Source organism: Nostoc sp. 'Peltigera membranacea cyanobiont' 213 (genome assembly GCF_002245975.1).
Lineage (GTDB): Bacteria > Cyanobacteriota > Cyanobacteriia > Cyanobacteriales > Nostocaceae > Nostoc.
Window position 1 is genome coordinate 1 of the sequence record NZ_NOLI01000041.1, and the last position, 17004, is coordinate 17004.

The 17004-nt window shown below is 42.7% G+C and carries 9 protein-coding genes and 1 tRNA gene; 5 read left to right on the forward strand and 5 right to left on the reverse strand.

What is annotated here, in order from left to right; translation table 11 throughout:
* Positions 1–676: 676 nt before the first annotated feature.
* A complete protein-coding gene (locus tag CDG77_RS13590) occupies positions 677–2902 on the forward strand; it encodes an FdhF/YdeP family oxidoreductase (RefSeq protein WP_094329895.1) in 2226 nt (741 codons plus the stop codon).
* A 56-nt stretch (positions 2903–2958) separates the two neighbouring features.
* Positions 2959–3648 carry a Uma2 family endonuclease gene (locus CDG77_RS13595; RefSeq protein WP_094329896.1) on the forward strand — a complete coding sequence of 230 codons (690 nt, stop codon included), beginning with the start codon at positions 2959–2961 and terminating at the stop codon, positions 3646–3648.
* 213 nt (positions 3649–3861) lie between these two features.
* Here CDG77_RS13595 and CDG77_RS13600 read toward each other — a convergent pair whose 3' ends face one another.
* On the reverse strand, positions 3862–5043 hold the full coding sequence (locus CDG77_RS13600; protein WP_094329897.1) for a serine hydrolase domain-containing protein: 1182 nt from the start codon (positions 5041–5043) through the stop codon (positions 3862–3864).
* 142 nt (positions 5044–5185) lie between these two features.
* Here CDG77_RS13600 and fdhD point away from each other — a divergent pair, with 142 nt between their 5' ends.
* Positions 5186–6034: a formate dehydrogenase accessory sulfurtransferase FdhD gene (gene fdhD, locus CDG77_RS13605; protein ID WP_094329898.1), complete on the forward strand. Its 849-nt coding sequence runs from the start codon at positions 5186–5188 to the stop codon at positions 6032–6034.
* Positions 6035–6101: 67 nt separating this feature from the next.
* On the opposite strand, the gene CDG77_RS13610 is transcribed toward fdhD, so the two are convergent.
* From CDG77_RS13610 to CDG77_RS13625, 3 genes are all read right to left on the reverse strand, one after another.
* A complete protein-coding gene (locus CDG77_RS13610; protein ID WP_094329899.1) occupies positions 6102–7757 on the reverse strand; it encodes an NAD(P)H-hydrate dehydratase in 1656 nt (551 codons plus the stop codon).
* Between the two features lie 1168 nt (positions 7758–8925).
* A complete protein-coding gene (locus CDG77_RS13620) occupies positions 8926–10257 on the reverse strand; it encodes an efflux RND transporter periplasmic adaptor subunit (RefSeq protein WP_094329901.1) in 1332 nt (443 codons plus the stop codon).
* 87 nt (positions 10258–10344) lie between these two features.
* Complete coding sequence (locus CDG77_RS13625; RefSeq protein WP_094329902.1) at positions 10345–13656, reverse strand: efflux RND transporter permease subunit; 3312 nt, start codon at positions 13654–13656, stop codon at positions 10345–10347.
* Between the two features lie 383 nt (positions 13657–14039).
* On the opposite strand from CDG77_RS13625, the gene CDG77_RS13630 reads away from it, so the two are divergent.
* Positions 14040–15233: a murein hydrolase activator EnvC family protein gene (locus CDG77_RS13630; protein ID WP_094329903.1), complete on the forward strand. Its 1194-nt coding sequence runs from the start codon at positions 14040–14042 to the stop codon at positions 15231–15233.
* Between the two features lie 67 nt (positions 15234–15300).
* Positions 15301–15373: transfer RNA gene (locus CDG77_RS13635), tRNA-Arg, on the forward strand.
* Between the two features lie 557 nt (positions 15374–15930).
* Here CDG77_RS13635 and CDG77_RS13640 read toward each other — a convergent pair.
* Positions 15931–16995 (reverse strand): 3-deoxy-7-phosphoheptulonate synthase, encoded by a 1065-nt coding sequence (locus CDG77_RS13640; RefSeq protein ID WP_094329904.1) that lies wholly within the window; start codon positions 16993–16995, stop codon positions 15931–15933.
* Between the last annotated feature and the right edge of the window lie 9 nt (positions 16996–17004).

The following is a 17004-nucleotide window of genomic DNA, read 5'->3' on the forward strand; positions in this document are numbered from 1 at the left end:
CCCAGCCCCTCCCCGCCTGCGGGGAGGGGAGACAAAGCGTAGCTTTGGCGGGGTGGGGTTCTTCGGGTTTAATAAGTAATCAAGCGGACATGATATAGGATTACTATTTGATTTTTGAACAACACGTAGGGTGTGTTATAGCGAAGCGTAACACACCATTTTCAAGGGTTTGGTGCGTTAGACTAAAGTCATAACGCACCCTACAAATACTTAATGTTTTTCATAAATCAAACCGCATTCCTATATAACTCAAAAAATTAAAGCTGTAGTTACTACAACTCTTTCTGTGTTAACTACAAAAGAAGCTGTAGTTAATAACGTTTCTACTTTTATAAGTAATGCTTAAGTTGTTGTAACTACAGCTTAAACAGTATTTATCAATGCTCAGGGTGTTATAACTAATCCTTAAGTCGTTGTTATTACAGTTTAAGCTGTTGTTATGAATGTTTAAGTTGTAATTAATAATTTTCCTCGTTTGATAAGTAACGCTTAAGTTGTTGTTATTACGCTTGAAGTTGTGCTTAGAAACATTCAAGTTATCGTTAAGGCACAAAAACACGAGCATAAATTAATTTTCCCAGTTTTTATCTGTTTTATCTGGATTTTTAACTGCCTGCTACTCAATTGCTATTCAAAACGGTAGCCTAAGAGAATCCAGCAACTCACACATTACATCATGTTACCTAAACCTAAAAAGCACTGGACTCCTTCAAATTGGGCAAGTTGGAAGCCTTTTGGTATCGGCGAACAGTACCCCAACAATTTTTGGGAGGTATTTCGCGCAATCTGGCTGTCTCGTGACAAACTACCTTATGCGTGGAATATTCTCGATAAAGGTGTCTGTGATGGTTGCGCTCTCGGAACAACCGGGATGAAGGATTGGACTTTAGATGGGATTCATCTCTGCAATGTGCGGTTGCGGCTATTGCGGATGAATACGATGCCAGCTTTTGACCCTGTGCTATTGGAGGATGTCTCGCAGTTACAGAAGCAAAAAAGTGCCCAATTACGCGACTTGGGAAGACTCCCTTATCCGATGATTCGTCAACGAGGGGAAAAAGGCTTTCGTCGTGTTAGTTGGGATGAAGCTTTAGAAGTGATTAGCGATCGCATCCACTCCACAAAACCAGACCGCCTCAGTTTTTATGTTACCAGTCGCGGTACTGTCAACGAAACTTATTATGCTACCCAAAAAGCTGTGCGGGCAATGGGCAGTAATAATGTTGATAACGCTGCCCGCATTTGCCATTCTCCCAGTACAGCAGGACTAAAAGCTGCTTTGGGTGCTGGTGCTACCACCTGTTCTTATAAAGACTGGATTGGAACTGATTTATTAGTCTTCATTGGCTCCAATGTTGCTAACAATCAGCCTGTTACCGTCAAATATCTCCATTACGCTAAAAAAGCTGGCACAAAGATTGTAGTTATTAACACTTACCGCGAACCAGGAATGGAGCGTTACTGGGTTCCCTCAATTGTAGAAAGCGCCGTTTTCGGTACAAAGTTTGCCGAAGACTTCTTCTTAATCAACATGGGCGGGGATATCGCATTTTTAAATGGCACTATTAAACATATAATTGCTAACAATTGGGTAGACCAGTCATTTATAGATTTATACACAGATGGTTTTGCTGAACTCAAAGCATCTTTAGAAAATCAATCTTGGGAAGAATTAGAGCGGCTTTCTGGTACATCCCGCGAGTCAATGTACGCTTTTGCCAAAATGGTCAAAGAAGCAAATAAAGCCGTATTTGTTTGGAGTATGGGCATTACCCAGCATGAATGCGGCGAAGATAATGTGCGAAGTATCATCAACTTAGCTCTCACCAAAGGTTTTGTCGGTCGGGAAGGCTGCGGTTTAATGCCAATTCGCGGCCACTCTGGGGTGCAGGGTGGTGCAGAGATGGGATGTTACGCGACAGTATTTCCTGGTGGTAAATCCATCACTCCAGAAAATGCTGCCCAATTGAGTCAGCATTGGGGCTTTGAAGTGCCGGCAAGTAAAGGTTTAATTGCCCCAGAAATGATTAACGCCGCACATCAGGGGGAATTAGATGTGTTGGTTTCTGTGGGTGGAAATTTTTTAGAAGTGCTGCCAGAACCAGATTATGTGGAAGCGGCGCTGAAGAAAATACCACTGCGGGTACATATAGATATTGTTCTCTCCAGCCAAATGTTGGTGGAACCTGCTGATACTGTGGTGCTTTTACCTGCGACGACTCGCTACGAAATACCAGGAGGAGTCACAGAAACTAACACCGAACGCCGGGTAATTTTCAGTCCAGAAATTCCGGGGCCGCGCATTGGGGAAGCGCGTCCAGAGTGGGAAGTCTTTTTAGAATTGGCAAGGCGGGTAAAACCAGATTTGGCAGATAAGCTAGCTTTTGCTGACACAGCTGCTATCCGTCAAGAAATTGCTCAAGTTGTCCCGCAATATGCCGGTATTCAACATTTACAGCAAGCTGGCGATCAATTTCAATATGGTGGCTCACATTTGTGCTTTGGTTGGAACTTCCCTACAGCCGATGGTAAGGCACATTTTGGCGTATTATTGCCACGCCAAAGAGAATTACCAGAAGGTTATTTTTTATTAGCAACCCGCCGAGGCAAACAATTTAATAGTATGGTGCAGGAACGCAAGGATGCAATTACTGGGGCAATGCGAGAGGCGGTGCTAATCAATGCTGCTGATGCTGCACAGTTGGATTTAAAAGATGGGGATAAGGTAATTCTCAAGAATGATTTAGGTGAGTTGTTGTGTCAAGTCTATATTGCGCCAATTCAGTCAGGAAACTTGCAAGTACATTGGCCAGAAGGGAATGTGTTATTAGATAAAAGTAAGCGATCGCTTGAAGGTGTTCCTGATTATAATGCAATAGTACGCTTAGAAAAGCAAACCTAATATTAACGCTTTCCGACTGCTACGCTCAACTTAATATAACTCCAAAACTTGCAGCCATGTCTGTCGCCAAAGATTTTGAAACCCCAGAAGATGTTATATTTCCACCAGGGGATTTAGAAAGTAATGAGCCACCATTGGAAACATACCTACATTTGCAGCAAATGCTGCTATTGATAAAATGCCTTGATTGGTGGTGGCGAGACCACAACGACTTTTTTGCTGCCGGCAATCTTAGCATTTATTACAGTCCACGCCAGCTTAAATCCCAAGACTTTCGGGGGCCAGATTTCTTTGTCGTGTTGGATACTGAACGCAAACCCCGTGATAGTTGGGTTGTTTGGGAAGAAGACGGCAAATATCCGAATTTGATTATAGAACTACTTTCAAAGTCAACCGCAGCGACTGACAAGGGCTTAAAAAAACAAATTTACCAAGATATCTTTCGCACTCCTGAATATTTCTGGTTTGACCCCAAGAATTTAGAATTTGCTGGGTTTATTTTGTTGGGTGGTACGTATCAACCTATAGAACCCAACCCACAAGGATTGTTGTGGAGTCAGCAGCTAAATTTGTACTTGGGCGTTTATGAAAATCAATTACGCTATTTCAATGCGGAAGGACAGTTAATGCCTACACCTGAAGAAATTGCACTGTGGGAAACGGAACACGCCGAACAAGAAAGACAACGCGCTGAACGCCTAGCAACCAAATTACGAGAACTGAATATTGACCCAGAAAATTTCTAATAAAGGTGCTTACTCAGTGATGTGAAGTTTATTTAACAAAAATTGGCTTGTTTGAAAGCTGATACTAGAGTTATTTCCAAGGCATAAACCAATCCGGTTAAGTTCAGTAAATTTAACATTTTTGTTGTTTATTATTAGTCATGGCAAACCTAGATTTACTACTCTATTACGACTAGCAATTATTATTCCACTGGCATCAAATTCATATTAGGATCATTTATTCTCAACAACTTCTATACCTGTCCTAGCTACTGATTTAATATCAACACCCTGAGCGTTTAGCAGCACTATTATAGTAGTATTTTGATTGGGGAGATATGCCAGCAATGTTGTGAAGCCATAAGCTATACCACTATGGCCAATTGCTTTTTCCATAGGAGATGAGAAGCGTTCTACACCTAACCCATAGCTATAGCTTTCGCCATTATCTTTAAATTTCAGCATTTCTTTCATCATCTTTGACGAAAGTAAGCTTTTTTTGACAAATAGCGCTTTAGCGAACTTGGCTAAATCCTCTGCTGTTGAAACCAATCCACCATCTCCCAAACCATTGCCATCATTGACATCGGCGTAGCTATCTAGCTTACCATCCTTATTGCGATCGCTATAACCTGTAGCTACTTCGCCAATTGTCGGTTCGCGCAATTCTGTGAAGGTATGTTTTAATCCCAATGGTTTTAAAATCTGACTGCGGATTGCTTGGGCGAGAGTTCCCCTAGTGATATTTTCAACAATCAGTTCCAAAAGAATGTAGTTGCAATCAGTATAAATAAATTTTTCTCCGGGATTTGCCTTTGGTTCTTCTTGGTACATATACGGAATAGCTTCTCTGGCTGTCCAAGGCTGCGAGCGACTTCTTTTTGCAGTAGCTTGAATAAACTCTTTTGTATCTAGGTATTCAGCAACACCACTGGTATGGTTGAGCAATTGACGAACTGTAATTTTATCGCTGTTGACAATATGAGGAGTGATGTCTCTTGGTAAGTATGTTGCGATCGCCCCATCTAATCTTATCTTCCCTTGCTCTACTAATTTCAGCACAACCACCGCCATAAAAGTTTTACTCATACTGGCGATGGAAAAACCATCCGTGGTTTTCATCCGGGTTTTTGTTGACAAGCTATTGACACCAGATGCTCCCACCCAAGAACCTTTGGGTGTAGAAATATACATTACTGCGCCAGGAATTTTTTCTTCAACAACTATCTCATTTAAGAGTGTCTGTAGTTGAGAACTTTTTCCGACGGTGGAGGTAGACATGATTTGTTTAGCAAAAGATTTTTCAATTACTTTTTGACTAATGTTATTACCCACTAGATATCCTGCTAAACCAAGAGAAATCACAAAGACTATTGCAAATAAAATTTTCCTGAAAGCCAAAAATTTTAGGTTCATTTTACTTCCTAAACAGAAACCTAGCAATTTAGTTCAACTGAACAAAGTAGTTGGTGAGCATCAAAGAGACATCTGATATACAAATAGCATTACTCTGTTTCCAGATTAGTATCAAAATTTCAATTTACCAACTCTCATAAATATGACAATGCAAACTAAAAGCAAAACCCAAGCCACTGTTTGGGTAATGGAAAAAGGTCAAGTCCGGCCTCGTTTAGATCATCTCACTACTGAGGAACCTTTGGAAATTCGCCTTACCCCTTTCCAGAAGACGGTAGCTGTAACAATGCGAACACCAGGGGCAGATTTTGAACTAGCAGCTGGTTTTCTCTACAGTGAAGGAGTGGTTAGCCGCAGAGAAGATATCCGACGGATAAGCTACTGCGTTGATGAATTAGTAGATGGCGAGCAACGCCATAATATCGTAAATGTAGAATTGCGGGATGGGTTGATTCCAGACTTACAGCCTTTGGAACGTCATTTTTACACTAGTAGCGCCTGTGGGGTGTGCGGTAAAGCTAGCCTTGAGGCTTTGCGTATGCGGGGATGTCCCATGATTCCTTCTGGCCCAACGGTAACACCTGAAATCGTATACAGCTTACCTGATAAGCTCCGCGCGGCTCAAGGTATCTTCAGGGCTACAGGAGGTTTGCACGCTGCGGCTATCTTCGATACTCAAGGAAATTTATTGAACCTGCGGGAGGATGTTGGGCGACACAATGCTTTGGATAAATTGATTGGTTCAGCTTTTCTCAGTGACGAGTTGCCTTTAAATAATTGTATTGTCTTAGTGAGCGGACGCTCTAGTTTTGAAATTTTGCAAAAGTCTACAACTGCTGGAGTTCCCATTGTTTGTTCTGTTTCCGCTCCCAGTAGTTTAGCAGTGTCTGTCGCCAAAGAATTTGGGATTACCCTAATTGGATTTTTGCGCGGAGAACGGTTCAATATTTACACTGGTTTACAAAGAATAAACACCCTAGAGCAACAGTAGACTCTCAAACCTCCATTCAATCAACCATTTTTTGTACCTAAGATTATATTTAGGATTTGTCTAATGACTAATGAATTTTCATCAAATATTGTGTCAATGTAAACGCATCTACACCCAATTCAGTCCGCTCTTGGGCGGCTATTATACCTGCTTGGGAATGCCACCAAGCAGCAGTTGCTACTATATCTTCTACGGGAATCTGTTTAGTTGCTGCTTGCGCCAACAATCCACCCAGTAGCCCAGTTAACACGTCACCGCTACCGCCACGCGCCAGGGCGGGTGTACTTTCAGGAACGATCCAAACACCACCTTGAGGGTTTGCGATCGCAGTTCTTGCCCCTTTCAACAACACCACCGCTCCACTTTGCGCTGCTGCTTCCTGTACTGCTTTCACCCTGTCATTTTTGGCATCGGCGACATCAGGAAACAATCGCTGGAATTCGCCAGTGTGGGGTGTGAGTACGGTTACGGCAAGACGTTTTTTTAAAGTAGCGATCGCTCCCATTTGTGCGAGGATATTTAAACCATCGGCATCGAGAATTAAAGGGCGATCGCTCTTAATTACCTCTTGGACAACGGGAGTAGCATCTCGTGTTAAACCGGGGCCACAAGCGATCGCATTAAAGGAACTCAGATCGGTGTTTTCTGGTAATTGTAGGTGAGCAATGGCTCCACTTTCCGTCTCTGGACAACCGACAATTAGCGCTTCTGGCAAGTGTGACACCAAAAGAGATTTCAACGATTCGGGTACGGCAATGGAAAGCATCCCCACACCACTAGCCCTAGCACCCAAACCAGTTAAAATTGCTCCACCTGCATAGCGCCGCGAACCACAAATCAACAGTAAATGTCCTTCCTGATATTTGTGGGTAACTGGTGGACGAGGTAGAGGTAGAGTAGCGAGTGCCATTGCTGGCGTAATGCGTTTAATCCTGGGTGCGTCTTTTAAAACAGCTTCTACATCAGCTAAAGGAATATCAAAATCGATTAACTCAGCTTTGCCGAGATATTCCAGCGCCCGATCTTGGAAGAAAGCTAGTTTCCATAAACCTAAACAAAAAGTATGAGTAGCGCGAATGGCAGTTCCTAATACAACGCCAGTGTCGGTGTGTAAACCTGAAGGTAAATCGATACTATAAATTGGCACAGACAATTCATTTAGCTGATTAATTGCAGAGGCGATGGGATCGGTGAGGTTTCTTTCTAAACCAAACCCAAACAAGCCATCAATCAACAAATCAGAATCTGGCAGTTGCTCAATTGTTTGATAAATTGGAATGCCCAAACTTTGAGCATATTGTAAGTGCTGTGAAGTTAATTCCTTAAGCTTAGAGAAAGGAGAATAAATCCAAACCTCATCCCCGCGAAAGTATAATTCACGGGCTACTACTAAAGCATCCGCGCCATTATGACCGGGGCCAACAAGAATTCCGACACGATATCCCCTTTTTAAAGAGATGTTTGAAGGAACATAGCCTCCCTTATTAAGGGGAGCCAGCGCCGTCTTCTCCCAAGGGGAGACGCTAAGGGCGATGGAGTCTCCCCAAGTGGAGCGACTGGCGTAGGTTGGGGGGATCTCTTGAATGCGACGAGCAATTAATCCCGCCACCTTTTCCATCAAAGCTACTACAGGCATTCCCGCAGCAAAGATGCGATCTTCAATATCGTGCATTTGCCCAGCAGTTACTACCACTTGCGAAATTTTTTCTTGCCTATTCTGCATTAGTGTTGATTCCTGTTGAGGGTAGCGGGGCCTTTAGAGGATGTTTGAAAAGTCCTCTCATTGGTAGCAAAACATTTCAGATCCCCCTAAATCCCCCTTAAAAAGGGGGACTTTTATTCCGATTCCCCCCTTTTTAAGGGGGGCTAGGGGGGATCTCTAAGTGCCTAAAATCACAGCCAAATACTTTTCAAACAACCTCTTAGACCATACTGAGTTATGAGTTTTAAGATAACTGAAACCTTAGCAGATTTCAAAACCCTTCATACAAAATAACCGTTAATAGTATCAGGACAAGGAAATTATTTCAAATAACTCCCCTTTATAAGGCAACGGTGTACACACAAGTCGCAAAAACTTCATCCACCAAAGATTCGCGCTGCATTACGCTGGCGTGACAAAGCTAAAACGCATTTGTTATTTCGGGGTACTCATTTGTTATTTCGGCATACTCATTTGTTATTTCGGCATACTCATTTGTTATTTCGGCATACTCATTTGTTANTTTCGGCATACGCATTTGTTATTTCGGCATACGCATTTGTTATTTCGGCATACGCATTTGTTATTTCGGGGTACTCATTTGTTATTTCGGCATACGCATTTGTTATTTCGGCATACGCATTTGTTATTTCGGCATACGCATTTGTTATTTCGGCATACTCATTTGTTATTTCGGCATGTCCATAACACACCCTACGAAACTACTAGAAGAGTTGAAACCTATACTGGTCATACTTGTGTGTACACCGTAGCCTTATAAAGGGGAGGGAACCGGATTTTCTGTTTCCACCCTTTACAAGGGGGGATTAAGGGGGGGTAATTCAACTAGCACCTTAAGTTGACACCTATAGGAATCATATTTGATTTTTGAAAAAATATAAGTATTTGTAGGGTGTGTTAGACGGAACGTCGTAACGCACCATCAGCTTGGGATGGTGCCGTACTCTCCCTGCTAACGCACCCTACCTAAGATTTCAAAAATCAAATACTAGTAGTCTGTCAAATTCATTTTGACGGTTAGAGAGACGCGATAAATCGCCGTCTCTACAGGAAATTTATCCATCAATTATTTATTGACAGACTATTAGTCCTATATGAGCATTGTTATGCCCTTACCACGCGATCTATTTACCTGAAAATAGCTGTAATTAAAAATTATTTGTTGAGTCTACTTTGTTTCTGCAATTGGTTGCACGCGCAAACCCTCCGTCTCATCAACCGTAGGATTGGCAATCAGCGATTCATTTCCTGTCAGACCGGATGTAATTTCTACTTCAGTACCATAATCTCGCCCAACGCCAACTTTTTGATAATGTACTGTTTGGTTTTTAGTTATAGTTGCTACCTGTGTACCTTTGGCATCAATGACTAAAACACTATCAGGCACAACAAAGGGAGGATTAGTGCGGTTAATGGCAAATTTGACACTGGCATACATCCCAGGTCGCAGCGCCCCGTCCAAATTATCGATTTTTAGTTGTGTTAGCAAAGTACGAGTATTTGGATCTATGGCGTTGCTAGTACGTACTACTTTACCCGTAAATACTCGTTGTGGTAACTCTCTGACTGTAATTTGTGCTGTTTGTCCAGTGTTAAGTAAAGCTGATGAACTTTGGGGGACATTCACGTTCACATTTAGGGCATCGTAAGCAGCAATGGTATAAAGGCTGGTATTTCCAGTATTTGTACTACCATTACCTGATGTAATCAGAACACCTGTATTTACGTTACGGGCTGTGACTACTCCTGCGAAGGGAGCAGTGACTTTCTTATAAGACTGCAATATGGTATTACGCTGGTAGTTTGCTTGAATGGCGTAGGCGTTAGCTTGGGCTACCTTCACATTGGCAGAGTCAGAACTGATAGTATTTTGTGCGGCTTCAACGTTGGCCAGGTTCGCCTGATATGTGGCGTATTTTGTATCTGCATCTTGTTGAGCTACTGCACCTTGCTTGACAAGAACTTGCCAGCGCTCCCAGCTTTGACGGGCAATTAATAAATTAGCACGGGCTTGCTTCAAATCAGAAACACCTTTAGCTAAACTAGCACGGCTTTGCAGCACGTTAGCTTGTGCTTGGATTAACTCTGCCTTTGCTTGCAAAACTTGCTGATCTATGTCTGGTGAATCGATTTCTGCTAACAACTGACCAGCGCGGACGCGATCGCCAATATCAGCATACCATCGCCGCAAATACCCAGTACTGCGAGCATAGACGGTGGTTTGATTAAGGGCTACAACACTCCCAGGTAGTTCCAAATTGCTAACACCAGTAGCGCGACGGGGAGTCATAACGTTAACTGAGGGGATAGTGCTAGCTTCCTTGACTGCTGCTTGTAATTCTGACCTTTGGGTTAACCGAGGCAAAATACCTATGGTTAAGAGAGTACCAAAAAAAACAACACCAATTACAGCCCAACCAATTCCACCAATGCCGCGTCTTTGTTTTCTAGAAGTCGTTTCTTGTTCAGAATCAGGAGATGGAGGATGTTGAGAATCCATAGTTTAGCTGTCCCATATTATCTAATTTGCATCCATTCAGCAGCTAGAGTCATTACCAATGATGGTAATGACTATTTTGTGAGTTGCTTATGATTTGCCTTGGGATGATGACAAGGAGTAGGCAGTGTGTGGATCGGAGAAATTTAAATCGTCATCATCCTCAATAGGACGAGGTTGTTGACGGCGGAATATGCTATACACCACAGGTACAAAAATCAGAGTAGCAACTGTTGCAGCTGACAAACCACCAATGACAGCGCGACCCAAAGGTGCATTCTGCTCGCCACCTTCACCAAGACCGAGAGACATTGGCACCATACCAATGAGCATGGCTAAGGCAGTCATTAACACCGGACGCAACCGCGTATATCCCGCCGCTTGTGCTGCTTGATAGGCATTTTGTCCTTCTAGACGCTGTTCATTAGCAAAAGCGATCATCAGAATACTGTTTGATGTCGCCACACCTATACTCATAATTGCACCCATTAAGGAAGGAACGCTGAAGGTCGTGCCGGTGACAAATAGCATCCAGACAATACCAGCCAAGGCACTCGGCAGTGCCATCATGATAATTAGGGGATCGAGCCAAGATTGGAAATTTACTACCATTAAGCAGTAAACCAGCACGATTGCAAACACAAGTCCTAAACCGAGTCCCAGAAAGGAAGAGTTCATTGTTTGCACTTGCCCACGAATATTAATCTGACTACCGCGAGGCAATTTTTTCTGATAATCAGCGATAATTCGATTCACATCGCGAGCAACTCCCCCCAAGTCACGACCGGAGGAGTTAGCGTAGATATCGAAAACCGGCTGAATATTGTAGTGATTAACAACTTGCATTACTCTATCGCGTCTGACAGTAGCCAAATTACCCAAAAGTTGGGGTGCGGTTTGACCGTTGCCAACGGGCATATTCTTGAGGCTGTCAATAGAGTCAATTTTATACTGGGGAACTTGGACAGCAAGGGTGTAACTCACGCCTTTTTTGGGATCGAGCCATTGGTTGATTGCGGCTTGACCGCTTGAGCTTAAAGAAGTGAGGACGCTATTAGCAACATCACGCTGTGTCATTCCCAGTTGTTGAGCCTCGGTGCGGTCTACATCCAGGTGTAACTCTGGAGCATCGACAACTTGCTGCATGTGTACATCTACAGCCCCAGGAACGCGCGTCATCCGGGCTTCGATTTGTTTGGCTATTTCAAAATTGCCCTTTGAGTTTTTTAGAGGCCCAGATATTTGCACGTCAACAGCAGCAGGTAAACCGAAATTCAGAATTTGAGTAACAATATCTGCTGGCTCAAAAAAGAAGGTATAGCTGGGAAATGTCGCTTTTAATTTCTGGCGGAGTTGCTTAACATAAGAGAAAGTTGAACCAGATTCTTTTAGGGATACAAGAATATCAGCATCAGCCGGGCCAATTGTGGCTCCGTTGTAGCCATAAGTAAGGTTAATACCACTGTTGGGTAAGCCGATGTTATCCAGAATTATCGAGAGATTTTCTTTTGGTACAGTCTGGCGGATAACATTTTCGACTTGGCTGACAATTCTTTCTGTCTCTTCTAAACGAGTGCCAGGTAAGGCACGAACGTGGAGACTAAACTGACCACCATCGACTTGAGGGAAAAAGTCTTGACCGACGAAGGGTAGCAAAACTCCGGCACTGACTATAAAAGCACCAAACAGCACAAAAACTATGCGGCGGTAATTTAATGCTGAGGTCAGGACATTGTAGTACCAACTGCGAAATTTCTCAAATACTCGGTTAAACTTCTCGTGTTGCTGCCAGATCCAATCTTTTTTATTTGTGGTTGTGGCTGTAGTTTGGTGGTTTTCATGACCATTACCATTATCGTCTAAGGCTTCGGTGTGGCGATCGCCATGACCATTACGATCCTCGCTTTCTCTGTGCAAGTGAGCTTCATAAGGTAGCAGATAGCTGGCCATTGTCGGGACTACAGTCCGAGATAGCACATAAGAAGCAAGCATACCAAATACTACCGCCATCGCTAGCGGCACAAATAGGTACTTTGCCACTCCACTGAGAAACACCACCGGCACAAAGACTATACAAATACATAATGTGGCGACGAATGCTGGTGTGGCGATTTGCTGCGCCCCATCTAAGATTGCTCGCTTGATTGCTTTACCTTGTCCGAGATTTCGGTGGATATTTTCAATTTCTACTGTGGCATCATCGACAAGAATACCGACAGCTAAGGACAAACCACCCAAAGTCATAATGTTGAAAGTTTGTCCCAAACGACTCATTACGATAATCGAAACCAGCATCGACAGGGGAATCGATACGGCGACAATTACAGTGCTGCGCCAACTTCCCAGAAAAATCAAAATCATCAGCGCGGTGAGAACTGCTGCAATCAATCCTTCTTTGAGAACGCCTTGAATGGAAGCTTTCACAAATAGAGATTGATCGAACAAAAACGCTAAATTCAGTTCTGGGGGTAAGGTGGATTGGATGCGAGGCAAAGCTTTTTTCACCCGATCGACGATCTCAATTGTCGAGGCACTGCCACTCTTAAGGATACTAAGTAAACTCGATCGTCTCCCATTCTGACGGACAATGTTCGCCTGCACACCAAAGCCATCTCTTACTTGCGCGACATCACGAATGTAAGTCACATTGCCATTAACTTGCTTAATTGGCAAGTCGTTGAGCGCTTCCACCACGTCTGGACTATTATTGATTTGCACGGCGAACTCACGAGTGCCTATCTTCATCCCGCCCGCCGGCAAAACCAGGTTTTGGGCGCTAACAGCGTTAGTCACATCTTGAGCAGAAATACCTTTAGCCAACATCGCCTGGGGATCGATATCAACCATTATTTGCCGAGCTTTACCGCCATAAGGCAGAGGTACACTCGCTCCTTGCACTGTTGCTAGTTGGGTGCGGACGAAGTTGGTAGCATAGTCGTTGAGGGCTTGTTCTGGCAAGCTTTTGCTACTAACACTCATCTGAATAATCGGCACGCTGGAAGCGTTGTATTGAATGATGAATGGCGGTGTAATACCGGGTGGCAAAGGGCGGAGAATGGTTTGACTGACAGAGGTGATTTGAGCGACTGCTGAGGCTATATTGACGCTTGGTTGGAAAAAAACTTTGACGACGCTAACACCACTTAAGGATTGAGATTCAATGTGTTCGATGTCACTAACGGTTGTTGTCATGGCGCGTTCGCTAATTGTCACGATTCGCTCTGCCATTTCCTCAGATGTTGTGCCAGTATAAGTCCAAACTATACTGACAACTGGAATATTGATTGCGGGAAAAATATCAACCGCCGTGCTAAATATCGTTATTACACCCAAGATCACAATCATCAAGGCAGCGATCGCGAATGTATACGGAAGACGTAAAGCAATTTTTACGATCCACATGCAATTTCCTTTTAAATGGGTTTAGCGCTCTACTGTTGCGAAAAAATAATTTAGAATCTTTATTTTTACAAGTACAAGTAACTTTTCTCAAGATATTGTATATGACAATTCTCTGCCTCGCAAAAATCACAAGCTGAATTGAGCCTCTTCTTGTCGAGTTTTAGGGGCGGGGATCGTCAAAGTTAAACCAATAAAGTGATATTTAAACCACCGCCAACCCTAGAAAAACCAAAGTTTATTCATCATTCTCTGCTCAATGCTGACATCGCTGGAATCTTTGTGTTACAACTTGGCAGATCGATTTGATACATGGAGTGAGTGAATCAGATTTTGGGAATAATCCTCATAGTGTTTGAAAGCATCGTTTTAGTTAGGCTCACGCTATGAGAGCGCGATTTCTAGGGAAAAAGCGGATTTTTGGCTGTTTATTTCTTGTATTTTGCTGGATTTTGTGGATATGTTCGGCATTAATTCCAGCCTACGCAACGTCTAGCGGTTCTATTGATACTCTGCGACAACAGCAGCAACAAATGAACCAGCAGCATCAGAGTGTGATTAACGAGCGCGATCGTTTAACAAATCTTCAACAAGAGGCTCAAAAACACCTCACTGGTTTAAAGCAAAATCTGCAAACCACAGATAGCTATATTCAAGAGAGCGAATCTCGATTACAACTCGCTACTCAACGCCTCCAGCAGTTGGAAACTGATTTAGCTGTAGCACAACGTTCCTACGAGGAGCGGCAAATAGCAACAGTAGCACGATTGCGTTATCTCCAGCGATCGCCAGCATCTGTAGGATGGGCTGTTTTGCTCCAAAGTCGAAATATCAGCGATTTTATCAGTCGTCGTCATCAGTTGAAGTTAGTGTATCAGGCAGACCAGAAAATTTTGGTAAAACTCAACGCCCAAGCAATCCTGCTTAATAAACAAAAAACGAATGTAGAACAGCAAAAAAATGAAATTGCTTTAATTCGTGAGCAAATGCTGGCACAAAAAGCCGATTATCAAACTCAGGCGCAGTCACAATCAGAAATGATTCAACGCCTCAATAGCGATCGCCTCGCCTTGGAAGCAGCACAAAATCAGCTAGAAAGAGATTCCAAAAATCTGGAAGTCTTGATTCAACAAAAGGTAGCAGAAGCTGAAGAGGCGCAAGCAAAAACCAACAGCCGGACAACTATAATTCGGGGAACTGGTGTAATGGCATATCCTAGCGATGCTGCTACTAGCAGTCCCTTCGGTTGGCGGATACACCCAATCCTTGGCTATCGTCGCTTTCACGCTGGGTTGGATTTTGCCGCTAGCTATGGCAGTAAAATTCGAGCAGCCGATTCGGGCAGAGTAATTTTTGCTGGGTGGTATGGTGGTTATGGCAGAGCGGTAATTATCGACCACGGCAATGGTATGACTACACTCTACGGTCATACCAGCGAGTTATATGTTACCGAGGGACAAGCAGTTGAACGCGGACAAGCGATCGCTGCTGTCGGTTCCACAGGTTTCTCAACTGGCCCCCACCTCCACTTTGAAGTCCGTCGGAATGGTACACCCGTAGACCCAGCTAATTATCTGTGAACCCAAAAACCAAGTTTCTATAGGCTGCAAATTTTATCACAGACATGCTATAATGTTTAAGACTAAAGGGCGCGTAGCTCAGTGGATAGAGCAACAGATTCCGGTTCTGTGGGTCGGGGGTTCAAATCCCTCCGCGCTCGTTACCTTTGTAAGACTAACCACAAAATCGAAAGGTTATTTTCTCTCAAGGGATAAACCAAATTAACCCGATGAGACAGAGTTGTAAAGGAGAGCAGCAAGACAGAAAAATTATAAGTTAGACCTAGTAATATAATTTTTTGTTATAAGTTACTTATAAAACCTGTCTCCGATAATTCCTAAGAACTTGCTAGAAAATTTTTAATAAATATAATCTATACTAAACTTGACTTTTTTAAAATCTTGTGCATCAACAATGTGCTGATTTTATAATATTTTATAATATTTTATAATAGCGCTGTATCTGCGTTAAAGTGCTATTACCTGTATTCATGTATACACTTCAGTATGCAAAACTGGGCGTTGCAGAATATAAATAGAAATTAGGGCAATCCCTATGAAATGTCCAAGGTGTGAATCAACTCATACTCGTAAAAATGGGCGGCAACGCGATCGACAAAATTAGGCGTTACATAATTGCGGGATGATTTTGGAATTTGCATCAATTAAGAATCACCGCGTCTTTACGTCTCCGTGTCAGTCTCAATTATCCCATTATTCAGCAATGCCTAAGTTTTTCGTGAGCAACCAAAATAATTTTTTCGGTTTCTTCCCAGCCAATGCATTTATCAGTTACAGAAATACCATATTTTAATTCTTCTTGTTTCCCAGTAATTGGTTGACTACCTTCATACAAATTTGATTCCAGCATCATGCCAACTATTGATGTATTACCATCCACTATTTGCTGAACAATATTTTCTAAGACAGCACCTTGTAATTTGTAATCTTTATTGGTATTGCCGTGGCTACAGTCGATAACAATTCTCGGTGGTAAATTTGCCTGTTTTAACTTTTCTTCTACCAATTTTACATTTGCTGGATCGAAGTTAGGTTGACTACCACCCCTTAAAATTACGTGCCCGTAGCCATTACCTTTAGTTTGAAAAACGCTGACTTGTCCGTTTTGATTAATTCCCAGAAAATTATGTGGGTTTCCAGCAGATTGCAGGGCATTCAAAGCTACTTGGATATTGCCATCAGTACCGTTTTTAAAACCCACAGGCATCGAAAGTCCACTTGCCATTTCGCGGTGAGTTTGGGATTCGGTTGTGCGTGCCCCAATGGCAGACCATGTAATCAGTTCGCTAATATATTGAGGGATGATTGGATCTAGTGCTTCTGTACCCGCAGGTAGTCCTAATTCTGTAATTTTTAATAACAGATCCCGTGCAATTAATAAACCATTCTCTACATGGAAAGAATCATCCATATCTGGATCGTTAATCAATCCTTTCCAACCAACAGTTGTTCTTGGTTTTTCAAAGTACACTCGCATAATTAGTAGCAGCTTATCCTGAACTTGTTCGGATAACGCTTTCAACCTTTCAGAATATTCGAGCGCTGCTTTTGGATCGTGAATTGAGCATGGGCCAACTACTATAAATTTTCTCCGATCCTGAAAATCTAGGATACCTTCTATTTCCTGCCTGTATGCTAAAACTCTTTGTTCGGCTAATTGTGTTAAAGGTAATTTTGATTTGATTTCATTGGGAGTTAATAAAATGCGATCGTTCTCAATATTAGCGTTGTCGATATTACTGTTAAATAATTTGTTGTGCATGGGGATGCT

What these genes read in the sequence shown, in the direction of transcription:
- CDG77_RS13595 (WP_094329896.1), top strand. Translation starts at nt 2,959, where the DNA reads ATGTCTGTCGCCAAAGATTTTGAAACCCCAGAAGATGTTATATTTCCA.
- CDG77_RS13625 (WP_094329902.1), bottom strand. Translation starts at nt 13,656, where the DNA reads ATGTGGATCGTAAAAATTGCTTTACGTCTTCCGTATACATTCGCGATC.
- CDG77_RS13630 (WP_094329903.1), top strand. Translation starts at nt 14,040, where the DNA reads ATGAGAGCGCGATTTCTAGGGAAAAAGCGGATTTTTGGCTGTTTATTT.
- CDG77_RS13600 (WP_094329897.1), bottom strand. Translation starts at nt 5,043, where the DNA reads ATGAACCTAAAATTTTTGGCTTTCAGGAAAATTTTATTTGCAATAGTC.
- CDG77_RS13620 (WP_094329901.1), bottom strand. Translation starts at nt 10,257, where the DNA reads ATGGATTCTCAACATCCTCCATCTCCTGATTCTGAACAAGAAACGACT.
- fdhD (WP_094329898.1), top strand. Translation starts at nt 5,186, where the DNA reads ATGACAATGCAAACTAAAAGCAAAACCCAAGCCACTGTTTGGGTAATG.
- CDG77_RS13610 (WP_094329899.1), bottom strand. Translation starts at nt 7,757, where the DNA reads ATGCAGAATAGGCAAGAAAAAATTTCGCAAGTGGTAGTAACTGCTGGG.
- CDG77_RS13640 (WP_094329904.1), bottom strand. Translation starts at nt 16,995, where the DNA reads ATGCACAACAAATTATTTAACAGTAATATCGACAACGCTAATATTGAG.
- CDG77_RS13590 (WP_094329895.1), top strand. Translation starts at nt 677, where the DNA reads ATGTTACCTAAACCTAAAAAGCACTGGACTCCTTCAAATTGGGCAAGT.